The 20990-nt window shown below is 36.2% G+C and carries 19 protein-coding genes and 1 pseudogene; 11 read left to right on the top strand and 9 right to left on the bottom strand.

The annotated features are described in order from the left end of the window. Positions 1-152 precede the first annotated feature (152 nt). The 3 genes and pseudogenes from AC1DS7_RS15540 to AC1DS7_RS15530 all read left to right on the top strand — a co-directional run. Positions 153-338, top strand: a pseudogene (locus AC1DS7_RS15540) (HIT family protein); the annotation flags it as partial. A gap of 179 nt (positions 339-517) precedes the next feature. After that, positions 518-1075, top strand: coding sequence for an RNA polymerase sigma factor (locus AC1DS7_RS15535; RefSeq protein ID WP_061689165.1), 558 nt, complete (start codon positions 518-520; stop codon positions 1073-1075). Further along, complete coding sequence (locus AC1DS7_RS15530; protein WP_476999103.1) at positions 1041-2477, top strand: anti-sigma factor; 1437 nt, start codon at positions 1041-1043, stop codon at positions 2475-2477. Before AC1DS7_RS15535 ends, AC1DS7_RS15530 begins: the two co-directional genes overlap by 35 nt. A 28-nt stretch (positions 2478-2505) precedes the next feature. Here the strand turns inward: AC1DS7_RS15530 and AC1DS7_RS15525 are convergent, their stop codons facing one another. Next, on the bottom strand, positions 2506-3501 hold the full coding sequence (locus tag AC1DS7_RS15525; protein ID WP_186317321.1) for a helix-turn-helix transcriptional regulator: 996 nt from the start codon (positions 3499-3501) through the stop codon (positions 2506-2508). Positions 3502-3566: 65 nt separating this feature from the next. Between AC1DS7_RS15525 and AC1DS7_RS15520 the strand changes: the two genes are divergently transcribed. Continuing rightward, a complete protein-coding gene (locus AC1DS7_RS15520; RefSeq protein WP_002140373.1) occupies positions 3567-4091 on the top strand; it encodes a dihydrofolate reductase family protein in 525 nt (174 codons plus the stop codon). 38 nt (positions 4092-4129) lie between these two features. On the opposite strand, the gene AC1DS7_RS15515 is transcribed toward AC1DS7_RS15520, so the two are convergent. Together AC1DS7_RS15515 and AC1DS7_RS15510 are read right to left on the bottom strand one after the other, a co-directional pair. Then, on the bottom strand, positions 4130-5500 hold the full coding sequence (locus AC1DS7_RS15515; RefSeq protein ID WP_002140374.1) for a sensor histidine kinase: 1371 nt from the start codon (positions 5498-5500) through the stop codon (positions 4130-4132). 11 nt (positions 5501-5511) lie between these two features. Next, positions 5512-6189, bottom strand: coding sequence for a response regulator transcription factor (locus AC1DS7_RS15510; protein ID WP_002029819.1), 678 nt, complete (start codon positions 6187-6189; stop codon positions 5512-5514). Positions 6190-6363: 174 nt separating this feature from the next. Here AC1DS7_RS15510 and AC1DS7_RS15505 point away from each other — a divergent pair, with 174 nt between their 5' ends. The 4 genes from AC1DS7_RS15505 (at position 6364) to AC1DS7_RS15490 (ending at position 10148) form a co-directional block, all read left to right on the top strand. After that, complete coding sequence (locus AC1DS7_RS15505; RefSeq protein WP_002140375.1) at positions 6364-7611, top strand: cell wall-binding repeat-containing protein; 1248 nt, start codon at positions 6364-6366, stop codon at positions 7609-7611. 156 nt (positions 7612-7767) lie between these two features. Continuing rightward, positions 7768-9219, top strand: a complete 1452-nt coding sequence (locus AC1DS7_RS15500; protein WP_002140376.1) for a SulP family inorganic anion transporter — start codon at positions 7768-7770, stop codon at positions 9217-9219. Positions 9220-9284: 65 nt separating this feature from the next. Beyond that, complete coding sequence (locus AC1DS7_RS15495; protein ID WP_002140377.1) at positions 9285-9707, top strand: universal stress protein; 423 nt, start codon at positions 9285-9287, stop codon at positions 9705-9707. 324 nt (positions 9708-10031) lie between these two features. Further along, positions 10032-10148 (top strand): DUF4027 family protein, encoded by a 117-nt coding sequence (locus AC1DS7_RS15490; RefSeq protein ID WP_002096854.1) that lies wholly within the window; start codon positions 10032-10034, stop codon positions 10146-10148. Positions 10149-10248: 100 nt separating this feature from the next. Here the strand turns inward: AC1DS7_RS15490 and opp4A are convergent, their stop codons facing one another. From opp4A to glpT, 6 genes are all read right to left on the bottom strand, one after another. Further along, positions 10249-12024, bottom strand: coding sequence for an oligopeptide ABC transporter substrate-binding protein (opp4A, locus tag AC1DS7_RS15485; RefSeq protein WP_002140378.1), 1776 nt, complete (start codon positions 12022-12024; stop codon positions 10249-10251). Positions 12025-12036: 12 nt separating this feature from the next. After that, positions 12037-12942, bottom strand: a complete 906-nt coding sequence (locus AC1DS7_RS15480) for an ABC transporter permease (RefSeq protein WP_002140379.1) — start codon at positions 12940-12942, stop codon at positions 12037-12039. A gap of 17 nt (positions 12943-12959) precedes the next feature. Next, complete coding sequence (opp4B, locus tag AC1DS7_RS15475) at positions 12960-13928, bottom strand: oligopeptide ABC transporter permease (protein ID WP_012260312.1); 969 nt, start codon at positions 13926-13928, stop codon at positions 12960-12962. Positions 13929-13942: 14 nt separating this feature from the next. Beyond that, complete coding sequence (locus AC1DS7_RS15470) at positions 13943-14869, bottom strand: ABC transporter ATP-binding protein (RefSeq protein WP_002140382.1); 927 nt, start codon at positions 14867-14869, stop codon at positions 13943-13945. Then, the gene (locus AC1DS7_RS15465; RefSeq protein WP_002140384.1) at positions 14856-15875 is read right to left on the bottom strand and encodes an ABC transporter ATP-binding protein; all 1020 of its coding nucleotides are present in this window, start codon (positions 15873-15875) and stop codon (positions 14856-14858) included. The genes AC1DS7_RS15470 and AC1DS7_RS15465 overlap by 14 nt, the downstream gene beginning before the upstream one ends. Positions 15876-16149: 274 nt before the next feature. After that, positions 16150-17499, bottom strand: a complete 1350-nt coding sequence (gene glpT / locus AC1DS7_RS15460) for a glycerol-3-phosphate transporter (RefSeq protein ID WP_215588724.1) — start codon at positions 17497-17499, stop codon at positions 16150-16152. Between the two features lie 271 nt (positions 17500-17770). Between glpT and AC1DS7_RS15455 the strand changes: the two genes are divergently transcribed. The 3 genes from AC1DS7_RS15455 to rbsR all read left to right on the top strand — a co-directional run bounded on the left by AC1DS7_RS15455 (position 17771) and on the right by rbsR (position 20990). Continuing rightward, the gene (locus tag AC1DS7_RS15455) at positions 17771-18247 is read left to right on the top strand and encodes a MarR family winged helix-turn-helix transcriptional regulator (RefSeq protein WP_016101809.1); all 477 of its coding nucleotides are present in this window, start codon (positions 17771-17773) and stop codon (positions 18245-18247) included. A 19-nt stretch (positions 18248-18266) separates the two neighbouring features. Next, positions 18267-19880 (top strand): MDR family MFS transporter, encoded by a 1614-nt coding sequence (locus AC1DS7_RS15450; RefSeq protein WP_044444494.1) that lies wholly within the window; start codon positions 18267-18269, stop codon positions 19878-19880. Positions 19881-20018: 138 nt separating this feature from the next. Beyond that, positions 20019-20990 (top strand): ribose operon transcriptional repressor RbsR, encoded by a 972-nt coding sequence (gene rbsR, locus AC1DS7_RS15445; RefSeq protein ID WP_215588725.1) that lies wholly within the window; start codon positions 20019-20021, stop codon positions 20988-20990.

The following is a 20990-nucleotide window of genomic DNA, read 5'->3' as shown; positions in this document are numbered from 1 at the left end:
CGCATTAACGGGGCAGTAAGATCCCCTACCTCAAAATTCAGTGAAAACAAAGAAGTTAGTTGGGAATCCAACTGCCCGTAAAAGCCCGATTGGTTCAACTAATAATCAGTGGGGGATGAACAAAACCCCCACTGATTAAAGTTTCACTTTATCAAAATGGTGGAATCTTTAACGAGTTAACTCATTATCACATGCATGTTGTGCCGAGATATAAAGAGCGTTCGTTTGCTGAGTTTTATACGGTGCAGCCAGGAGAACAGCAGAATCATAACCTTGAAGAGACAAAGAATTTATTAAAAGAAGCAATAGAGAAAATAATACATAGCGAAAAGGCGTAAGAGGGGTTTTCTTAAGGGGACAGTCAGGAAAATTCTAATATTAAAAAGCCCAATTTCTCAGTTAAAATAGAGAAATTGGGCTTTTCTTTATTCTATTATTCAATTTTCTCTATTAAAAAATTCTGCAGTGTCACAAAGTATATCGCTCATTCGTTATATAGAATGAGAGGAGGAATTATATGAAAGTTACAAACAAAGATTACGAAAAGATGGAAGAGCTATACGAGTTGTATGAGCAAAAAATTTATTATGTAGCTTATTCTATTTTAAATAATATTCAGCAGGCTGAAGATGCAGTTCAAGAGACGTTTATTACTCTTTATAAGAATTTGGAAAAGCTGCATAGTTTGAACACTCAAGAGCTTAAACAGTATATTTTGAGGATCGCGAAAAACAAGGCGATTGATAGTTACCGGAAAAATAAACGACATGAAACATTTTTAGAAGAATATCAACGAGAATCAACAGAGGTAGTAGATGAAAATATTGAAGAGTGGGAAAAACGTATAATGTCTGAGGTTCAGATTGATACATTGCTAAAAGAGCTAAATGAATCTAACAGACAAGTGTTTAAGTACAAAGTCTTCTATAACTTAACGTATCAAGAAATTTCAAGTGTAATGGGGATAACAGAGGCTAATGTCCGCAAGCAATTTGAGCGCGCTCGAAAACGAGTACAAAGTATTATAGGAGGTATACAAAATGACGAATTCAAAGAACTCCAAAGAAATGTATGACCTTGCTGAAAAAATTGCTTTAGATGATTTTGATAAACTGGATGAACAACATGAATTTTCACATACATATACACACAAAAAGAAATTGTTTATGGAGGAAATGAAGCTGAAAGACGAGCAACCACAGACAAAGCGTAAAAGACATCGTATGTTAATCGCTGCGGCCTGTTTATTGATTGGTATGCCGACAACCGTTTTTGGTGCAGTAAAAGTCTATAATATGATTGTTCAAAAACAAAATTACGAAGTAAATGTTTCAGTAACGAATAAGGAATCGAAAAATATTGATAAGTGGTATAAGTTGAAAGTTGGTAAATTACCAGAAAATATGGAAGCAATTGATGACTCGGCTATGAAATATTCATTTAAAGATAACGACGCAATGGGTGGATTTTCATTCGCTCTTTGGAGAGTGGGGGGAAATGCGGACTTTCAAACTTTATATTCAAAAAGCTATGAAGAAAAAGAGATAAATGGCAGGAAAGCAGTAATTGTTCATAAAGAAACTGGAAACAACAATGTAATGTTTGATAGGAAGGTCTTTCTCTTTTTTGAGAAAGAAGGGATTATGTTAGAAAGTTTTATTGGATCAGATGTAAATGAAGAACAAATGATGGATGTGTTAGGGAACATTTCACTTGAGCCTACGTCAAAAGAAAAGGCAGCACATATAACAGATTATGATAAAAAGTATTTTAGTGAAGCGGATGAACCTAAAAAAACTAAGGTGATTCCTTTGAAAAAAGATAGTAAACGACTATTTCACATAGGACAAAAGGTTCCAGTAACGATATCTATGGATAACAGCCAAATTGAATATGTGATAGAAAAAGTTGAAGTTTTTGATTCGATTAAAGATTTTAAACAAGAGAACTTTAATGAACTTGGCTTAGGGATATTAAGCAAGAAGAAGGCTTTAAATCAGACGGGAAAATTGCTATCGTACAGACGGGATGTATATAAATTAGGGAATGGTAAAGATTCAATTGATACATTAGTAGATTCGAAATTAGTTAATGTTAAATTTGTCTACCTGACAACAACAGTGAAAAATATAGGTAAACAGGTGACAGAAGAAATCTATATGACTCCATCCATAAAACAGCTTAAATTTGAAGGAAATGCATGGAACTACGCTAAAGAAGAGGGAATGGACGCAACGCGTATTATGACGGGCGAAGTCGATTATTTAGAACCTCATGGAGATGGAAAAAGCTTTTACAATATTGGCAGTATCCGACCTGGCCAAACGATGAAAGTTAACTTGGGTTATTTTGTGGATGAGGATAAACTAGATTCAATTTTCCTTGATGCTTTTCATTACAGAGGGAATGGAAGTACTGAAAATATGAATGCGTCATATCGTTGGTGGATTGATATTCGTCAACAGTCAAAACAATAGGAACAAATACACAAAAAGCTGCTTATATTTAGCAGCTTTTTTCGTCTTCATACATATGTAAAACCTCTTTTGCACGTATACGTAAACCATTTATCAATTCTTTCGGTTCTAAAACTCTTGCATCTTTTCCAAGTCTATAAAATAAAGGAGTAATAAAGTTAATTTCACCTTTATCAATTGTTGAATTTATATATCCTGTCCCATCTTCGTCTACTACAACGAATTCTTCAAGGTAAGGAACGCTTTTGCATTGGCGCACACCCTCTGTCGTTAGTAAAACATGTAACCGAGTAGGAATGTTTATTACGTTAGAGTTAGAGGCGAACCATTCTTCTAAATTCATAAACTTATCTTTATTTTCTTCGGTCGATAATATGGAAAGAATACGATCCACGCGATACAGTAATACTTTTTTTCTGCTGAAGTCATAGGATGGTAAGTACCATAGCCCATCATGAGCATATACACCGATAGGATGAACATATTTTATTTTTATCCCTGATTTAGATTCGTATTGAAAGTGTAAATTTTTATTTTCAATAGCCGCGGTTAATACTTCGTTTAAAAGAGGTGTATCAATTGTTCTCTTCGGATTCCAAAAAGAGATATAAGATCGTATTTTATCAACTTTCGCTTTCGCATCATGTTGTAGGGAGCTATACAGCTTATGCGTAACGGAATTGATTTCTGTGTTAAAAGGCAAGTCTCTGTAGTAGCTTAAAGACTGAAAAGCAAAAAAGATGGATACTGCTTCTTCTTCGGTAAATAAAATAGGGGGAATGACTTTATTCGTTAATACTTTATATCCTCCGTTACGACCTTGTTCAGCGTAAATGGGTAATCCCATATCACTTAAATCTAAAATATATCTATGGACCGTACGAACGGAAATATTAAATTCATCAGCTATTTCTTGAGCTGTAAATGTTTTTTTTGCAGAAGCAAATATAAGAATGTCTAGTAAACGTTTTGCTTTTGACAAGGATATCACCTTTTTCTTTTTTAACATGACATAAGTTGTCATGTTTTATGGTTAGTATAGTGCTTATAAGATGATTTTATCAATAGAAGCTGTAAGGAGGAAAAGATATGTCACGTGAAATTGTTTTATTTATTGCAGCGAGTTTAGATGGATTTATCGCGAAAGAAGATGATGATTTAGAGTGGTTAATGGAAACAGAAGGTGAGGGAGACAACGGTTATACAGAAATGTACGAAACAATTGATACGATAATTATGGGAAAGAGAACGTACGATTATGTGGTAGAGCATACGGAAACATTCCCGTACCTAGATAAAAAATGTTATGTTTTTTCTAATTCAGAAAAAGGTTCAAACGAACATGTAGAGTTTGTAAATGAAGATGTATTAGAGTTTACAAAAAGGTTGAAAGAGCAGGAAGGATCTAAAATATGGATGGTCGGTGGAGGGAGTCTACTGAAAGGATTTTTTAAGAATAATTTAATTGATGAATATGTTGTTACGATTACACCTCACATATTAGGTTCTGGAGTTCCGTTATTTAAAGAAAAGAATCCAGAAATTAATTTAACTTTAACGGATACGAAACGTTTTGGCCAATTCGTAAATTTATATTATAAAGTAAAGTCCTAAAGGATAAGAAAACACGACTATTGATGATAGTCGTGTTTCTATATAGATGGCAATGAAATTGTAAAGCAAGATCCGTGATCAATTTCACTTGTGACAGTAATATTCCCGCCGTGTAGTTCTACGATTTCTTTTACGATGGAGAGCCCTAAACCAGTGCCTCCTGTAGCTCTAGAGCGCGCTTTATCAACACGGTAAAAGCGATCGAAAATGTGAGGGAGGTCTTCAGGCGGAATCCCTTCGCCTTCATCTTCAATTGTAATGGAAATACGTTTATGTTCTTCTGTAACAGAAATATTTATATGAGAATGTTCTTTTGAATGTCTATACGCGTTATTTAAAATGTTAGCCATAACTTGTTCAAAGCGTTGCTCATCTAGCTTTACTAAGAGTGAGGAAGGACATGTGAAAACAACTTTAATTTGTTTTTCTCCGTACATCACATTTATTTTTTCAGTGATGCGAGTAAGGAAGGTGTGTAAATGCACTTCCTGTACTTGAATGAAAAAGTTATGCTTTTCCATTTGAGCGAGTGAAAATAAATCTTGGACTAAGTTTGTAATATAATCAGACTCGTCTTTTATAATGGATAAGTATCGTAAACGTTGCTCTGGGGGTGTGTTTTCTTTTGATGCAATGTCAGCATAACCTCTTACGTACGTTAATGGTGTTCGTAATTCGTGAGCAACACTTGCTAGAAATTCACTTCGCTCCGTTTTCATATAATGTAAATCATTTGCGAGAGTTTGGATAGATTGTGCTAGTTCACCAATTTCGTCATTTCGAGTAGTTGTTAATGAAACGGATAAATCGCCCTTACTCATTTTTTCAGTCGCTTGTTTCATGTGTAACAATGGTTTTGTTAACAAACGTGATAATAGAAAAATGGTGATGGCTGTTAATAGGAAAGTAATGACTCCAGCGATAATGAATTGCCGTGTGAGCCCGTTAACCATTTCTTCGATTGATTCCGTCCCGAGAAACATATATACATAGCCTTCCGTTTTTCCTGCCACTACAATTGGGCTAACTGTACATATATAATTAGATGTTTTCCAATGATTCTCTATAATTGCTCCATCATGATCTGTTCGTGTTTGCATTCCTTCAATATGTTTTTTTATAGTAGTATTTATTTCATTGGATTTAGCTAGTATTTCCTTATTTGCATTTGTAATAATAACAGTTGTTTCAGCTTCGGATTCCATTAAAGCAACATGGGAGATTGTTTGCCTGTCAAAATATTTTTCAAGGACATCTCGGTGACTATTTCCACGCTTTAATAAAGCAGTCATTTCTTCATTCACTCTATTGTTTACAAGGCTATAATAGAGCAAGACAAATAGAACACTTTCGATTAAAAGTGTAACAATTAGAAAATAAAATCCGAGTTGAATAGAAATTCGCTTCATCGTTTTGCTCCTTAGTTTTCAATATCAATCCATCGATATCCTACTCCGTAAACAGTTTTTAAATGGTGATCAATGGGGAAATTTACTTTTCGTAATTTATCACGTAAATTACGAATATGTGAATCGACTGTTCTATCTTCTGTATTTGTATTTAATCCCCAAATTCGTTCAATGAGCTGATCACGGCTTAATACGTAGTTCACATGACGTAAAAATAATCCGAGTAAAGAGAATTCGATTGGGGTGAGAAGAAGTTCTTCATTATGGACAGAAATGAAATGCTTGGCCTCATCCCATAAAATGCCGTGATATTGGATTTGTGCATGTTGATTGGTTCGGCGTAAAACAGCTTCAATTCTTGCGAAGAGCTCCTCTTCGTGGAATGGTTTCGTCACGTAATCATCTGCTCCAAGTTTTAACCCTTGAACGACATCTACCGTTTGATCACGAGCAGTTACCATAATGATAGGAACGTTACTAAATGATCGAATTCTTTTGCAAGTTTCCCACCCGTCCATCTTTGGCATCATAATATCGAGTAAAACAAATTTGAAGTTTCGATTTTCTATATGTGAAATAGCTTCTTCTCCGGATACTGCACATACGCAGTTATATCCGATTGGAGTAAGATAAAGCGTTAATAATTCAAGCATTCTCGGTTCATCATCTACGAGTAGTATATCGATCATAGAGTACCTCCGCATTTGTAGTTATTACTTAAATTGTAAGTCAAAATCATGAAGAAATGGTGCAGATTATAATGCATCTGCATAATTTCTTCAGAATTGCTTGTTATTGTAAAGTTGAAATTCCATTTTAGGTAATAATATTGGCTCGAAAACGAATAATACGGAGGCGATATAGTGAAAAAGATGACCCGAATTTTGGGGATAACAATAATTGCAGCAGTCGGTCTTGCGGCATGCGGACAAACGAGTACAGATCATAAAAATCATGAATCTACAGAAGAGAAGAAAACAGAGCAAAAGGAAATGAAAATGAATCAGGAGGTAACTGCGCCGAAAGAAATGAATCAAGGTGCATCGAATGATTTATTAACGACAAGTTTAAAAAATGTAACGAGATTAAATACAAATGATCCTCTGCAAATGGCAGTATTAACTTCGCAAACGATATGGCCAGCAACGCATAAAGAGAATCAGCCAGGCGCTATTATTTTAGTGCCAGTGAACGAGTGGCAATTAGGTATTGCAAGTGCGGATCTTATTCATCACCCGAATAACGGACCGATTTTATTTATAGAAAAAGAAAAGGTACCCGAAATGACGTTAAAAGAAATAAAACGATTAAATCCGCTCGGAACGAAAGATGGAACGCAAATTATGGTGATGGGGGATATAGGGGCATCTAGCCTAGAGCAATTAAAAGAATATAAAGTAAAGCAAATAAAAGAAACGGACCCAGCTAAATTTGCTAAAGATGTTGATAAAGAATATGCCGATATAACAGGAAATTATCCAAATAGCGTTATTATCGGTTCGTCTGAAGAAGAAGGACGTTTATATACAACACCAGCTGTAAATTGGATTTCTCATATGCCGGAACCTCTTCTATATACTGAAAAAAATAAAGTGCCAGAAGCGACAATAGAGGCATTAAAGACGAGAAAAGATAAAGCGAATATATATGTGTTAGGACCAGAAAAAATCGTTTCGAAAGAAGTAGAAAAAGAGTTAAGTAAATACGGGAAAGTAACGCGTATTAGTGGGGAGACTCCAACAGAAAATTCGGTTGCATTTGCGAAATTTAAAGATGAAAAAACGAAATTTGGCTGGGGATTCACAAAACCAGGTCACGGTTTGTCATTTGTTTCAAGCAAAACACCAGACTTAGCAATTGCGGGAGCACCGTTTTCACATATGGGTAAACATGCCCCTGTTGTTTTGCTTGAGGAAGGAAAAGCAAAACAACCAGTTTATGACTTCCTTGCTACTATTCAGCCGAAGTTTAAGGATGACCCAACACTTGGACCGTATAACCATGGTTTCCTATTAGGAAGTACTAGTGATATCTCATTTGAAACACAAGGGATATTAGATGAGAGGTTAGAGATTGTTCAGGAAAGTGGTCAAGGTCACGGTGGACATTAATAAAATGAGAAAAGACGCTGCTAAGGTAGCGTCTTTTCTTTAGGAAACTTTTACATAGCACAACATCCTTTGCTCGTTATATAATAGCCTTCGTGCAGTCGGCCTTGATTTTCTTATGGAGAAAATCAAATGATAAAAGAGTGGAGGAGTGTTACTTTGTTTCAAACTATAAAAAATGAATGGTTCTCAAATATGAGAGGGGACGTGCTATCGGGGGTTGTTGTTGCTTTAGCATTAATTCCTGAAGCGATAGCTTTTTCTGTTATTGCAGGTGTAGATCCGACGGTTGGATTGTACGCGGCCTTTTGTATTGCGGTTACAATTTCGTTTGTCGGCGGAAGACCAGGGATGATCTCGGCGGCAACGGGTGCGATGGCATTATTAATGGTCACTCTTGTGAAGGATCACGGTTTGCAATATTTATTTGCTGTGACAATAGTAACAGGTATTGTTCAAATTATTTTTGGAGTGTTCAAGCTGAGCTCATTTATGAAGTTTGTTCCTAAATCCGTTATGAGTGGTTTTTTAAATTCACTTGGAATTTTAGTTTTTACAGCGCAATTGCCGCATTTTAAAAATGCAACTTGGCAAATGTATGCACTTGTCGCATTAGGACTTGCAATTATATATTTATTTCCACGTATTACGACGGCTCTTCCGTCTACACTTATTTCAATTATTATTGTGACAAGCATTGCACTTATGAGCGGATTACAGTTAAAAACAGTAGGGGATATGGGAAGCTTACCGAAAGAATTACCGTTCTTTAGTATTCCTAATGTTCCATTTACACTTGAGACATTAGCAATTATTTTACCGTATTCAGTTATGCTAGCGGTTATAGGTTTACTAGAGTCATTATTAACGGCGTCGGTTTTAGACGATATGACACATACGGAAAGTAATAAGCATAAAGAGGCACGTGGACAAGGGATTGCGAACGTTGTTGCTGGTTTCTTCGGAGGAATGGCAGGATGTGCAATGATTGGACAATCTGTTATTAACATTAAATCAGGTGGTCGCGGGAGATTATCGACGTTTGTAGCCGGTGGTTTTTTAATCGTATTGCTATTTGTTTTAGGTGATTACGTTGTTCATATTCCGATGGCAGCTTTAGTTGCAGTTATGATTATGGTTTCGATTGGGACGTTTGATTGGAACTCTGTAGCGACGATTCATAAAGTACCAAAAGGAAACGCATTTGTTATGATCGTAACAGTTGTGATTGTCATAATTACACATAATTTAGGATTAGGTGTAATTATCGGAACGATAATTAGTGCAGTTTTATTTGCATTCAATATGGCAAAGATTCACGTGAAACATTTGTATATTGAAAATAAGAAAATATACGAAATTCACGGCCAACTATTCTTCGCATCTACGGCAGAGTATATAAATGCTTTTTCATACAATGAAGATGTGAAAGAAATTGAGATGAACTTTACTAACGCACACGTATGGGATGATTCAGCAGTAGCGGCAATTGATAAAGTTATAATGAAGTATGAACAGAACGGTGTGAAAGTAAGGATCACAGGGTTAAATGAACGTAGCTCGAAGCTCGTTGCGAATTTAGCTACTTATAATAAGAGAATTGCTAGTTAGAAGCCTCCTTTTTAGGGGGCTTTATTATATAATACGGGTAGGATAACGAAAAGGGGATTCAGCATATGTACAAACAAATTTTATTAGCATGCGATGGTTCTGAACATGCACTTCGAGCAGCCGAGCATGCAACATATATTGCGAAATTTAGCGAAGAAACACATGTTGAAGTTGTGTACGTAGTAGATAATAGAACGGCAAAGTCAGATATTATACAAGGACAAACGGATTTAGAAACAATATCAGCTAGTCGAAAAGATAAATTAAAAGAGATTGAGGGTTTATTAAAGAAAGAGAACATTTCCTACAAAATTACGATTCTACATGGCGATCCAGGAGATACGATTGTTCAATATGTAAATACAGGAGATATAGATCTTATTATTGCTGGGAGTAGAGGGCTAAATACACTGCAAGAGATGGTGCTTGGTAGTGTAAGTCATAAAATAGCAAAGCGTGTGAAATGCCCGGTGATGATTATAAAGTGAAGCTTTAATCAGTGGGGGTTTTGTTCATCCCCGACCTAACTTCTTTGCTTTCACTGAATTTTGAGGTGGGGGTCTTACTGCCCGGCGAATAGCGGGATAAAATAAGTTGAGTGAGATATTATGTAGTGTAAGCAGGACCTTGATATAATTCGAGGTCTTTTTTGATGTATAGAGGGGGGAGATTATGGAAATACTAGATATAAGTTTAAAGGGAAATCGTTAACTTACAAATTTGTAAGTTTGTTGTCAGAAAAATCGATGTTATGAAATTTTTCCCATTGGTAAAATAAGAGTATCAAAGGGGAGATAGGGAGGGTGGAAGTAATGAAATCATTGCAAAATTTATCATATAGTCAAGGGGTAAGCTTAATTTGTTTAGGCGGATTTGCTGCATCTGTTACGTTAGCTATTTTAATAAAGATGGTTCATCAAATCTTTTAATTTTAGAGTAGGGAAGGAATTGGTTGTTATTAATAGCAAGAGAAGTATTATAAATAAAAAATAGCTCCTAGCATGTATCTTAGTGCTAGGAGCTATTTTCTTATTTCTCTGTTTCTGCTTTATCGCTTGTTACGCTAACGTTACCCCATTTATATTGATCTTCTGGTGTATATTTATAGTCTTTTACGCGGTTGTTTACACCTTTTAAATCGAATTTATAATGAAGTGGAATTAATGGTACTTCATCATGAATTAATTTTTGCCATTTATCGTAGACGTCTTTACGATACTTTTCATCAGCAGCCGCTGGAGAAATACCCTGTTTTAATAATTCATTATTTTTGTCATTAGACCAACGCGTGTAATTGAACGATGCATTTTTAGCCCAAATACCAGAAGGGTCTGGGTCAGATGCAGTTCCCCAAGCTCCAGAGAAAATATCAACTTTTGGATCATCCTTTTTAATCATATCGTAGAATGAGTTAAATTCATGTAAGCGACCATCAAGAAGCTCTACTTTTAGGCCGATGTCTTTCCAAGATTGAATAAAGAATTTTGCGAGTGGTTCACTTACATCGCTACCACTCATTGATAAGAAATTAGCTTTAAATTCTTTACCATTCGGATCTTCACGGAATCCATCTCCGTTCGTATCTTTATAGCCAGCTTCATCTAATAACTTTTTAGCTTTCTCTACATCTTTATCATAAGAACCAACTTTATTGTTATGATATTTTGGTAGAGATGGTGGGATTGGTGAGTTAGCCGGATAACGTAGGCCATGATATAATTTTTCACCAATTTCTTTTCGATCAATAGCATACGCCATTGCTTGACGTACACGAACATCTTTAAATTTATCTTTATCCATGACTACTTCTTCTTTTTCTTTATCCATATGCCCTAATTTAAAGCCGATATAACTATAGTATAAATCGGTTTTGCCGAGTAATTGTGCATTTTTTAATTGACTTACATTTGGATATTGATCTGCACTTACTTCAGCAATGTCAATATCGCCGTTTTTTAAGGATGCGTTAACAACGGAAGGATTGACAACTTTTAAAACCATGCTTTTCAGTTTTGGCTTTCCACCATAATAGTCATCAAAACGTTCAAATTCAACGGATTCCCCTGGCGTAATTTTCTTCACTTTAAAAGGCCCAAAGCCAATTGGATTTTTACGGATTTTATCAGATTCTGCTAATTTATCGATTGGTACATCTCCTAAGTATTTCTTATGGAGAGGGTATGTCCAAAGTCCTGTTTTCACTGAAGGGTTTGGTTCTTTAAATGTAATAGAAATTGTTTTTGGATCCGTTACCTTTATACCTGAAATTTTTTCAGATTTTCCATTATGGTAATCTTCCATACCTTCAATCATTTGCATTTGAGAGTCATAGCGAGAACCAGCATATAGTTTGCTACCGATCACCAGGTAAGAATATTCTAAATCTTCAGCAGTAACAGGGTTCCCATCATGCCATTTTACATTATCTTTAATTTTTAGTGTAATTGTCTTTTTATCTTCAGAAAGTTCATATGTAGCAGCTCCATCATTAGTGTATTCCCAGTTTTTATCATTTGATAATAAAGATTCATCGAAAATTGTAAGGACTTGATTATCAGGATCTCCCTCATATACAGCGAAGTTTAAAAGGCCTTCAAATGGTGTGTTAGAAACAAGACCATATGTTAATGAACCATCTTTAATTTCTTTTTTGTCATTTTTAACAGTTGTACTAAATTTATTTGTATCTACTTTTTTTGTGCTGCTAGTTTTTTCACTACCCCCACTGCCCCCACATGCTGAAAGTAGTAATGTTGAAACTGCAAGTGTACTTAATACTTTGAAAAAATTTGGTTTATTCGTCATCTTCTCCACCCCTTATCCTTTTCTCTGTCTTGCATCAGCCGAGCGGCGTAGCGCTTGGCCAATAAAATTTATACACAGCATCAATGTTAAAATCATGATTGATGCGGGTAACCAAATCCACCATTTCTCTTGTAATACATCTGGGTTTCTAGCATAACTAACAAGTGTACCAAGGCTTGGTGTACTTTCTGGTAGACCGAACCCTAAGAAAGTTAGACCAGATTCAATGCCGATGTTTCCAGCAAGATTTAATGTAACACTGACAATGATAATTGAGCTTAAGTTAGGTAGTACTTGAAAAAGAATGATTTTCCAGTTTGGTGTTCCTAATGTTTTTGATGCAGAGACATAATCGAGTTCTTTTTCAGTTAATACTTTTGAGCGAATTAATCTTGCCTTTCCTGTCCATAAGAAAACGGTCATAATTAAAATGAAAGTAAAAATGTTGAATGTAGGAACAAGTGTAATAAAAACAATTACAAGCATTAAAAATGGTAAAACCATGACAAAATCGATAACGCGCATAATGATATTATCAATAGTTCCTCCAAAATAACCGGCAATTAATCCAATTGAAAGACCAATCAAACAAGAAAGAATAGTAATAGCTAGTCCAATTGTAAATGAGTTACGTGTACCAATAATAAGTTGGCCGAAAATATCGCGTCCTCCGTAATCTGTTCCTAACCAATGTTCAGCAGAGGGAGGGGCATAAATGGCGAATAAATCAACTCGTACAATATCTTCTTGTTTCATAATAAAAGATGCTGCGTATACCGCTAGTAATAAGATTGCTAGGAAAAAAAGTGAAAACATTGCTAATTTATCTTTGCGAAGTTCTCGCCACATAATAGAGAAACCAGAAGGACTTTTTTCGTAATGAATAACTTCAGTTTGTTTTTTAGGGTTTGCTAACATTAAAAACCCTCCTTTCTTTAATCAATACGAATACGTGGATCAACGATGCTTAGAATAATATCTGAAAGGAGAGTTCCAAGTAGCGTTGCAAATCCAGTAAACATAACGAGTGCAGTTATTACACTAAAATCGCGTTGAGAGATAGATTGTATAAATAGTTGTCCAATCCCTGGGTAACTAAAGATACTTTCCAAGAAGATGGCACCACCAACTAATCCTGTAATTTCATAACCTAAGAAGGCTGCAATTGGTAAGAATGAATTTCGTAAAATATGTCTAGAATAGACTTTTGATTCTGGAACACCTTTTGCTCTTACTGTACGTACAAAATCTTTATGTTTCGTATCGATAATTTCGCTTCGTAAATATTGAACAGTACCAACTGTCGCAATTAATGCGCCGGATAAAGCTGGTAATAGCATGTGATTGAATTTGCTTAAATAGTAAGCAAATGTACCTGTTGCAACTTGAGGATCTACGCTACCGCCAGTCGGAAACAGAGCAAACTTAAATCCGAAAAGGAAGAGCATAATTAGTGCAAATATAAATAGCGGTGTAGCAAAACCTAGATAGTTGTAAATGGTAATGAGTCGATCAGCCCAGGTGTCATTCCAACGCCCACTTATAACTCCCAGTGGAATGGCAATTAAGTAAGTAAGAATAAGAATAACAAGTGCTAAAGATACTGTATTTCCAAGTCGTTCACCAATTAAGTCGGTTACTTTCATTTTATGTGCATAGGAAATACCGAAGTCACCTTGGACGGCATTTTTAATCCAGCGTACATATTGTGTTGTAACCGGGTCATTTAATCCTAGCTTTTCACGTTGTTCTTCAATGACTTTTGGATCTGCTTTTGGGTTATTCATTGCTCTACCGGTTAAGGCATCGCCTGGCATTGCTTTAGCTAGTAGAAAGACTAGTATACTTAACACGAATAATTGCGGGATCATCACTAAAAATCTCCGTAATATAAATTTCCACATGTTTTATCACTCCCTTAAGGTAATGCCACCCGGTGAGTTGGCGAGATTGGTTTTAAATCGTAAGCACGACCGTTTTCATTGAAATACTTTTCGTATGATTTTTCGTACTCAGAACTTACTTGTTGACGTAATTTACGTTGTTGTTCGCGGTTTTCTGGACGAATATCAGGAATAGCTGATATTAGGCGTTTCGTATAGATGTGCTGTGGATTATTATAAATTTCTGCACTAGTTGCTTCTTCGACAATGCGCCCGCGATACATTACACCGATGCGGTCACACATATGACGAATTACGCCTAAATCGTGACTTATGAATAGGTACGTTAATCCAAGTTCAGATTGTAAATCTTGTAAGAAGTTTAAAACTTGCGCTTGTACCGACACGTCAAGTGCAGATACTGGTTCATCGGCGATAATAAGTTTTGGTTTTAATGTAAGAGCGCGTGCAATACCAATTCGCTGTCTTTGTCCACCGGAAAATTCATGTGGGTATTTATAAATAGACTCTGGATTTAACCCAACTTTATCAAGGTATTCTTGAACTGCTCGACGCTCTTCATCGGGTGAGAGCTTTTCAAAATTCCGAAGTGGTTCGGCAATAATATCGATAACACGTTTTTTTGGATTCAATGATGAATACGGATCTTGGAAAATCATTTGGATATCTTTTCGTTGTTCTCTTAACTCAGAGCGACTTAATTTCGTTAAATCCCTATTATTAAAATGAATGCTACCGCCTGTCGCTTTCGTTAAGTGCATAATTGCTTTACCCGTTGTTGATTTGCCGCTACCTGATTCACCAACGATTCCATATGTTTCACCAGGTTGTAATTCAAAGCTTACGCCATCGACAGCTCGTACATAATCTAATGTACGTCCGAAGAAACCGCCTTTAATTGGAAAGTGTACTTTTAAATCTTCTACTTTAAGCAGTGCCATGAGTTACGCCATCTCCTTTCTTATGTTGGAAGTTGAAGTGCTTATAGCAAGTACAACGTACCCAATGGTCTGGTTTTACTTCATGTAAAACAGGATTTTCCTCATGTTGATCTGGTCTAACCCAAGGGATTCGGGCTTGGAATCGGCATCCAGTGCGAGGAAGCTTCGCTAACGAAGGAACCACGCCTTGAATTACATGCAATTTTTCTTTTTCCGCATACGCAGATGGAATTGAGTTTAATAGAGAACGAGTATATGGGTGAAGCGGGTTATTAAAAATCTCTTCTACTGTTCCTGTTTCTACAACTTGTCCTGCATACATAACGACAATACGATCAGCTGTTTCGGCAACAACGCTTAAATCATGTGTAATTAAAATGATGCCCATTTTCGTTTGTTCTTGAATAGATTTTAGTAAGTCTAAAATTTGTGCTTGGATGGTTACGTCAAGAGCCGTTGTTGGCTCATCCGCAATAATGAGTGCTGGGTTACAAGCAATCGCAATCGCGATAACAATTCTTTGTCTCATTCCGCCAGATAATTCGTGAGGGTATTGTTTATATGTAAGTTCTGGTTTTGGAATACCAACTTGATGGAGTAGTTCTAAGGTGCGTTCTTTCTTTTCTGCTTTCGAAAGGTTTGTGTGGTAGTCTAAGTTTTCTTCGATTTGTTTTCCAACTGTCATAAGAGGATCGAGTGCTGTAAGAGGTTCCTGGAAAATCATACCGATGTTTGATCCGCGTACTTTATTCATCTCTGCGGTCGACATAGTAAGTAAATCCTTATCTCTATAGTTAAGTTGCCCTTGTAATTTTGTATTTGCTTCATTATGCAGTCGCATAATGGAAAGGGCAAGTGCACTTTTTCCGCAACCGGATTCACCAACTATCGCGACAATTTCATTTTCATGGACAGTTAACGAAACGTTATCAACTGCTGCATGATATTGATCTTGTATGCGAAAGGAAGTCTGTAAGTTTTCAATGCGAAGAAGTGGATTCTTCATGGTTATCCCTCCATCTTTTCTGAAAAGACTAAATATTTAGTATGTTGTTGCTATTTTAATATAAAGTGACAATGTTTGACAAGAGTAAATATTCAAAAATCTTTTTATATAGAGATGAGATGCAGTAATATAAGGATAAAAACCCTTTTAAAACGCTCACAATTATGGGGTGGATTGATAAATTATTTGTAATAAAAAAGTACTATATGTAGAAAAAAGAGAGGTGTTCTGGAAAGAACTGTCTCTCTTTTTTTTGTAAGTATAATATTATTGTTTAAGCTTGTTTTTGTTTTGTAGATCCTGTATTTAAAGTAAGAGCAAGGAAGAACATTGCAAGCACACAAGAAGCAAGGAGCAAAATGAATCCGCCGTCCCATCCGAATCCATCTACAATAAAGCCCATAGCTGCGCTAGCAAAAGTAGCTCCCCCTAGGTAACCGAAGAACCCAGTTAACCCAGCGGCAGTTCCAGCAGCTTTCTTTGGTGCTAAGTCAAGAGCGTGTAGGCCAATTAACATAACAGGTCCGTAAATTAAAAATCCAATTGCGACAAGTGCGATGCTATCAACCATTGGATTACCAGGAGGGTTTAGCCAGTAAACAAGAACTGCGATAAATACACCGACCATAAATAAAATACCAGCAGGTGCACGGCGTCCTTTAAATAGTTTATCACTCATCCATCCGCAAAGAAGCGTACCTGGAATACCAGCCCATTCGTATAGAGCATAAGCTGTACGTGAGCTACTGTGAGTAAAGCTTTTTTCTTCTACTAAATAAGTAGGAGCCCAGTCTACAACGCCGTAACGAACGAAATAAACAAAGACGTTAGCGATAGCGATGTACCATAAAAACTTATTGTTTAATATGTATGTAAATAAAATTTCCTTTACCGAAAGTTCGCGTTCACGGTCCGCTACTTTTTCATCTGATGGATATTCCCCAGTATGTTCTTCAATAGAAGGTAATCCGCAAGATTGAGGTGTATCTCTCATCGTAATTAATACATAAATCCCCACTAAAATTGAAAGAATACCTGGGAAGTAAAATATACTTTTCCAGTCATTTGCAAAGAAATATAAGCCTAATGTAACGAGAGAGGGCATAAGCGCGCCGCCGACATTATGAGCGACGTTCCAAATAGACATTTTTGTACCACGTTCACTAACGGAGAACCAGTGAACCATCGTACGGCCACAAGGAGGCCAACCCATACCTTGTACCCATCCATTTAAAAACTGAAGTACAAACATAAGTATAATGCTCGTTGTAATGAAAGAAAATGAGCCGAAAATAATATTAATGATACCGGATAAAAATAGCCCAGCTGCTAAAAAGTAGCGAGGATTACAACGATCGGATACGATACCCATAAGAAATTTACTTAATCCGTAAGCGATAGATACTGCTGAAAGGATAACCCCAAGTTCCCCTTTACTAAAGCCTTGTTCGATTAAGTATGGCATTGCGAGTGAAAAGTTTTTTCGAACAAAGTAGTAACCCGCATAACCGATGAAGATGCCTAAGAATACTTGCAAACGCAATTTGCGGTATTCGCTATCAGTGCGATCAGCTGGTAAGCGTTCTGCGTGGGGCGCAGGTTTAAATAATTGTGTGAAAAACATAAAATGAAAATCCTCCCCTAATTAATTGGAAGCGTTTTAAGACAGAGAGAATACAAAAAGGCTATGAAATATAAAAAAGTTCCCTTTTTTATGATTCATAGCCATATACTCCGATTCTCCGTGACTGTCAATATTAACTTCGACGAAAAGTATACAACTTTGTGACAAGAATGTAAACGTTTTTATAAAGAAAGTTGTTGACGTATTTTGTTTGTGGGATTAATATTTAAATACGTTAAATATTTTATTGCTTAAATAAGAGGTGGATAACATGCCAAATGATATGACTCATATTGATAAGATTCAAGCTCTTACATTCGCTATAGGAAAGAAAATGCAAACAGAGCTATTAGAACAAATGCAAGCATCAGGACTTACACCACCGCAGTTTTATATTTTAAAGATTTTAGATCATTACGGAGCTTCAAGAGCGACACAATTGGCGGAGAAAATGTACGTGAAACCGAGCGCGATTACAGTAATGACTGATCGTTTAATTGATCATGGGTTAGTAGAGCGCTATCACGACGATAATGATCGCCGCGTTGTTGTCATTGAGCTAACGAAGAAGGGGAAAACTACAGTAGAAGAAGCGATGGCGGCTCGTAATGAGCATATTGCAAAATACTTCTCACACTTAGAATTACAAGAGAGGGAAGATTTGTTGCGCCTCTTTGAAAAGCTAGAAACAATTATTTGCGGGAAACCAGAGAAAAAAGAGAAAAAAGAGAAAAAAGAGAAAAACTAAGAGGAATTGAGGAGATTACATGGAGCAACAAGAAAATCAGAATAGAAAGTTGTTGTTAATCGGTTTAGTAATCGCAATGCTATTTGCTGCATTGGACGGAACAATCGTTGGTACAGCAATGCCGCGTATCGTCGGTGAACTAGGTGGATTAAGTTTAATGACATGGTTAACAACAGCTTACATGTTAACATCAACAACGGTTGTACCGATTGCAGGTAAATTAGCGGATTTACTTGGGCGTCGTAACGTATATATAGCAGGATTAATTATCTTTATGGTTGGTTCAGCGTTATGTGGTATGGCAAACGGTATGACAGAATTAATTATTTTCCGTGGTATTCAAGGTCTTGGTGGCGGTATTATGATGCCAATGGCTATGATTATTATCGGAGATATGTTCACGGGAAAAGAACGTGCTAAATGGCAAGGTATTTTTGGAGCTCTATACGGTCTTGCCTCTGTAATTGGACCACAAGTTGGTGGTTGGATTGTAGACGCAGTGAACTGGAGATGGGTATTCTATATTAACTTACCAGTTGGTATTTTAGCGACAATCTTCATTGCAATGGGATTAAAAGCACATAAACAAACAGGACCAATTAAAATTGATATCGCTGGAATCTTCACGATGATTCTCGGTGTTGTAAGTTTATTACTTGCGTTAACGTTTGGCGGGAAAGATTATGCATGGGGTTCTTGGCAAATTATCGGGTTATTTGCACTAGCTGCCATTGGTATTGTTAGCTTTGTTATCGTTGAAACGAAGGCTGAAGAACCAATTTTACCGATGCACTTCTTTAAAAACCGCACATTTACACTACTGAATGCGATCGGTTTCTTTATGAGTATCGGAATGTTTGGAGCAATTATGTTCGTACCGTTCTTTATGCAAGGAATTGTAGGCGTAAGTGCTGCTGAATCAGGAACGATTATGACACCGATGATGATTACAATGATCGTTATGAGTATTATTGGTGGTCAGCTTGTATTAAAAATTGGTGTGAAACCACAAATTATTACAGGGATGCTTATTATGGCTAGTGGTTTCTGGTTATTAACAACGATGGATATGCACACAACTAAGCTTACCGCTACTTCTTATATGATGGTTATCGGTTTAGGAATGGGTCTTGTTATGCCGATATTAACATTAGCATTACAAGAAAGCTTCCCGAAAAAAGATCTTGGCGTTGTAACATCATCAAGTCAATTCTTCCGTCAAATCGGTGGAACATTCGGTATTACAATTTTAGGATCAATTATGAATAACACTTCAGGTACAACGTTAACAAATAAATTAGTACCTGTATTAGACACATTCCCAAAAGAAGCGGGACAAATGGTAACAAAATTTAAAGATATGATTCATACAGATCCACAAAGTTTATATTCTATGCTATTTAGTCCAGAGGCATTAAAACAAATGCCAGAAGCATTTTCTAATAGCATCGTACCAATTTTGAAAAGCTCTTTAGTGGACTCACTTCATACTGTATTCTTAACAGGATTGGTATTTATCGTAGTAGGTGCTATCTTTACGATTTTCTTACAGAAAATTAAACTGTCTGATCGTAAAAAAGATGCTGAAGAGCCTGCTGTAGAAGAAAAGGAAAAAACTGTATCATATTCGTAATAAAAAAGCATCGCCTTATGGCGATGCTTTTTTTGAGTATAACCGTAAAAGCTTTTTAGTTAGAAATGATTGACGTATTTTTATAAATGCGTTATATTATTTTCTGTAAACGGTTACATGAAATGAGGAGAAAAGAGAATGAGTACGATTAAAGACGTTGCAAAATTAGCAGGGGTATCTGTTGCGACCGTTTCCAGAGTGTTAAATAAAAATGGATATGTCCATGAGGATACATTAAAGAAAGTAGAGCGAGCAATTGAAATGCTAGATTATAAGCCTAGTACAGTAGCGCGTTCTTTATATAATAAAAAGTCTCGTTTAATTGGCTTAGTTGTTCCAAATATCGTGAATCCATTCTTTCCGGAAGTTGCACGTGCTGTAGAAGATGTAGCACATAAGCAAGGCTACACAGTTGTACTTTGTAACTCTGATGAAAATTTAGAAAAAGAGAAGCAATACATTGATGTGCTTAGACAAAATAATGTGGACGGATTTATTGTAGCAACGAATCCACAAAATAGTGTTAATTACATGAATTTGTCTATTCCAGTTGTTGCGATTGACCGTATGTTTAATGAGCGCATTCCTACTGTATATGCAGATAACTATGCAGGGATCCAGGCGGCGACAAAGTTATTAATAGACAAAGGGTGTAAACATATTGCACATATTCGTGGACCGCGTGATGTGAGCACAGCTAATGAACGTTTTGAAGGTTTTGTAGACGTTATTACGCAAAATAATCTTTCTTATATGATTGCAGAGAGTACATTCGATCCAGCTAATAGTGAACAGGTAGCGGTGGAATTATTAGAAGAATATCCGCATATTGATGGAATTGTTGCTGGGAATGATTTAATTGCAATTGGTATTGTAAAGGCTGCACTTCAAAAGGGAATTTCTATTCCAAACGATTTACAAATTATTGGATTCGATGGAATTTCTTTAACTGAAATGATGTATCCATCTATTACGACTGTTGCACAGCCAATTTATGAAATGGGGAAAATTGCAACAGAATTGTTGTTAGAGCAGATGGAAGGAAATCCATTAGAAGAGAAACACTATCGTTTACCGATTGAAATTATAGAACGAAATACAACGAAGTAA

It is taken from the genome of Bacillus sp. P4_E1, from assembly GCF_056401715.1.
The sequence above is the reverse complement of the archived record's forward strand: the minus strand, read 5'-3'. Positions and strand labels throughout refer to the sequence as shown.

What these genes read in the sequence shown, in the direction of transcription:
- AC1DS7_RS15535 (WP_061689165.1), top strand. Translation starts at nt 518, where the DNA reads ATGAAAGTTACAAACAAAGATTACGAAAAGATGGAAGAGCTATACGAG.
- AC1DS7_RS15530 (WP_476999103.1), top strand. Translation starts at nt 1,041, where the DNA reads ATGACGAATTCAAAGAACTCCAAAGAAATGTATGACCTTGCTGAAAAA.
- AC1DS7_RS15525 (WP_186317321.1), bottom strand. Translation starts at nt 3,501, where the DNA reads ATGACAACTTATGTCATGTTAAAAAAGAAAAAGGTGATATCCTTGTCA.
- AC1DS7_RS15520 (WP_002140373.1), top strand. Translation starts at nt 3,567, where the DNA reads ATGTCACGTGAAATTGTTTTATTTATTGCAGCGAGTTTAGATGGATTT.
- AC1DS7_RS15515 (WP_002140374.1), bottom strand. Translation starts at nt 5,500, where the DNA reads ATGAAGCGAATTTCTATTCAACTCGGATTTTATTTTCTAATTGTTACA.
- AC1DS7_RS15510 (WP_002029819.1), bottom strand. Translation starts at nt 6,189, where the DNA reads ATGATCGATATACTACTCGTAGATGATGAACCGAGAATGCTTGAATTA.
- AC1DS7_RS15495 (WP_002140377.1), top strand. Translation starts at nt 9,285, where the DNA reads ATGTACAAACAAATTTTATTAGCATGCGATGGTTCTGAACATGCACTT.
- AC1DS7_RS15490 (WP_002096854.1), top strand. Translation starts at nt 10,032, where the DNA reads ATGAAATCATTGCAAAATTTATCATATAGTCAAGGGGTAAGCTTAATT.
- opp4A (WP_002140378.1), bottom strand. Translation starts at nt 12,024, where the DNA reads ATGACGAATAAACCAAATTTTTTCAAAGTATTAAGTACACTTGCAGTT.
- AC1DS7_RS15480 (WP_002140379.1), bottom strand. Translation starts at nt 12,942, where the DNA reads ATGTTAGCAAACCCTAAAAAACAAACTGAAGTTATTCATTACGAAAAA.
- opp4B (WP_012260312.1), bottom strand. Translation starts at nt 13,928, where the DNA reads ATGTGGAAATTTATATTACGGAGATTTTTAGTGATGATCCCGCAATTA.
- AC1DS7_RS15470 (WP_002140382.1), bottom strand. Translation starts at nt 14,869, where the DNA reads ATGGCACTGCTTAAAGTAGAAGATTTAAAAGTACACTTTCCAATTAAA.
- AC1DS7_RS15465 (WP_002140384.1), bottom strand. Translation starts at nt 15,875, where the DNA reads ATGAAGAATCCACTTCTTCGCATTGAAAACTTACAGACTTCCTTTCGC.
- glpT (WP_215588724.1), bottom strand. Translation starts at nt 17,499, where the DNA reads ATGTTTTTCACACAATTATTTAAACCTGCGCCCCACGCAGAACGCTTA.
- AC1DS7_RS15455 (WP_016101809.1), top strand. Translation starts at nt 17,771, where the DNA reads ATGCCAAATGATATGACTCATATTGATAAGATTCAAGCTCTTACATTC.
- AC1DS7_RS15450 (WP_044444494.1), top strand. Translation starts at nt 18,267, where the DNA reads ATGGAGCAACAAGAAAATCAGAATAGAAAGTTGTTGTTAATCGGTTTA.
- rbsR (WP_215588725.1), top strand. Translation starts at nt 20,019, where the DNA reads ATGAGTACGATTAAAGACGTTGCAAAATTAGCAGGGGTATCTGTTGCG.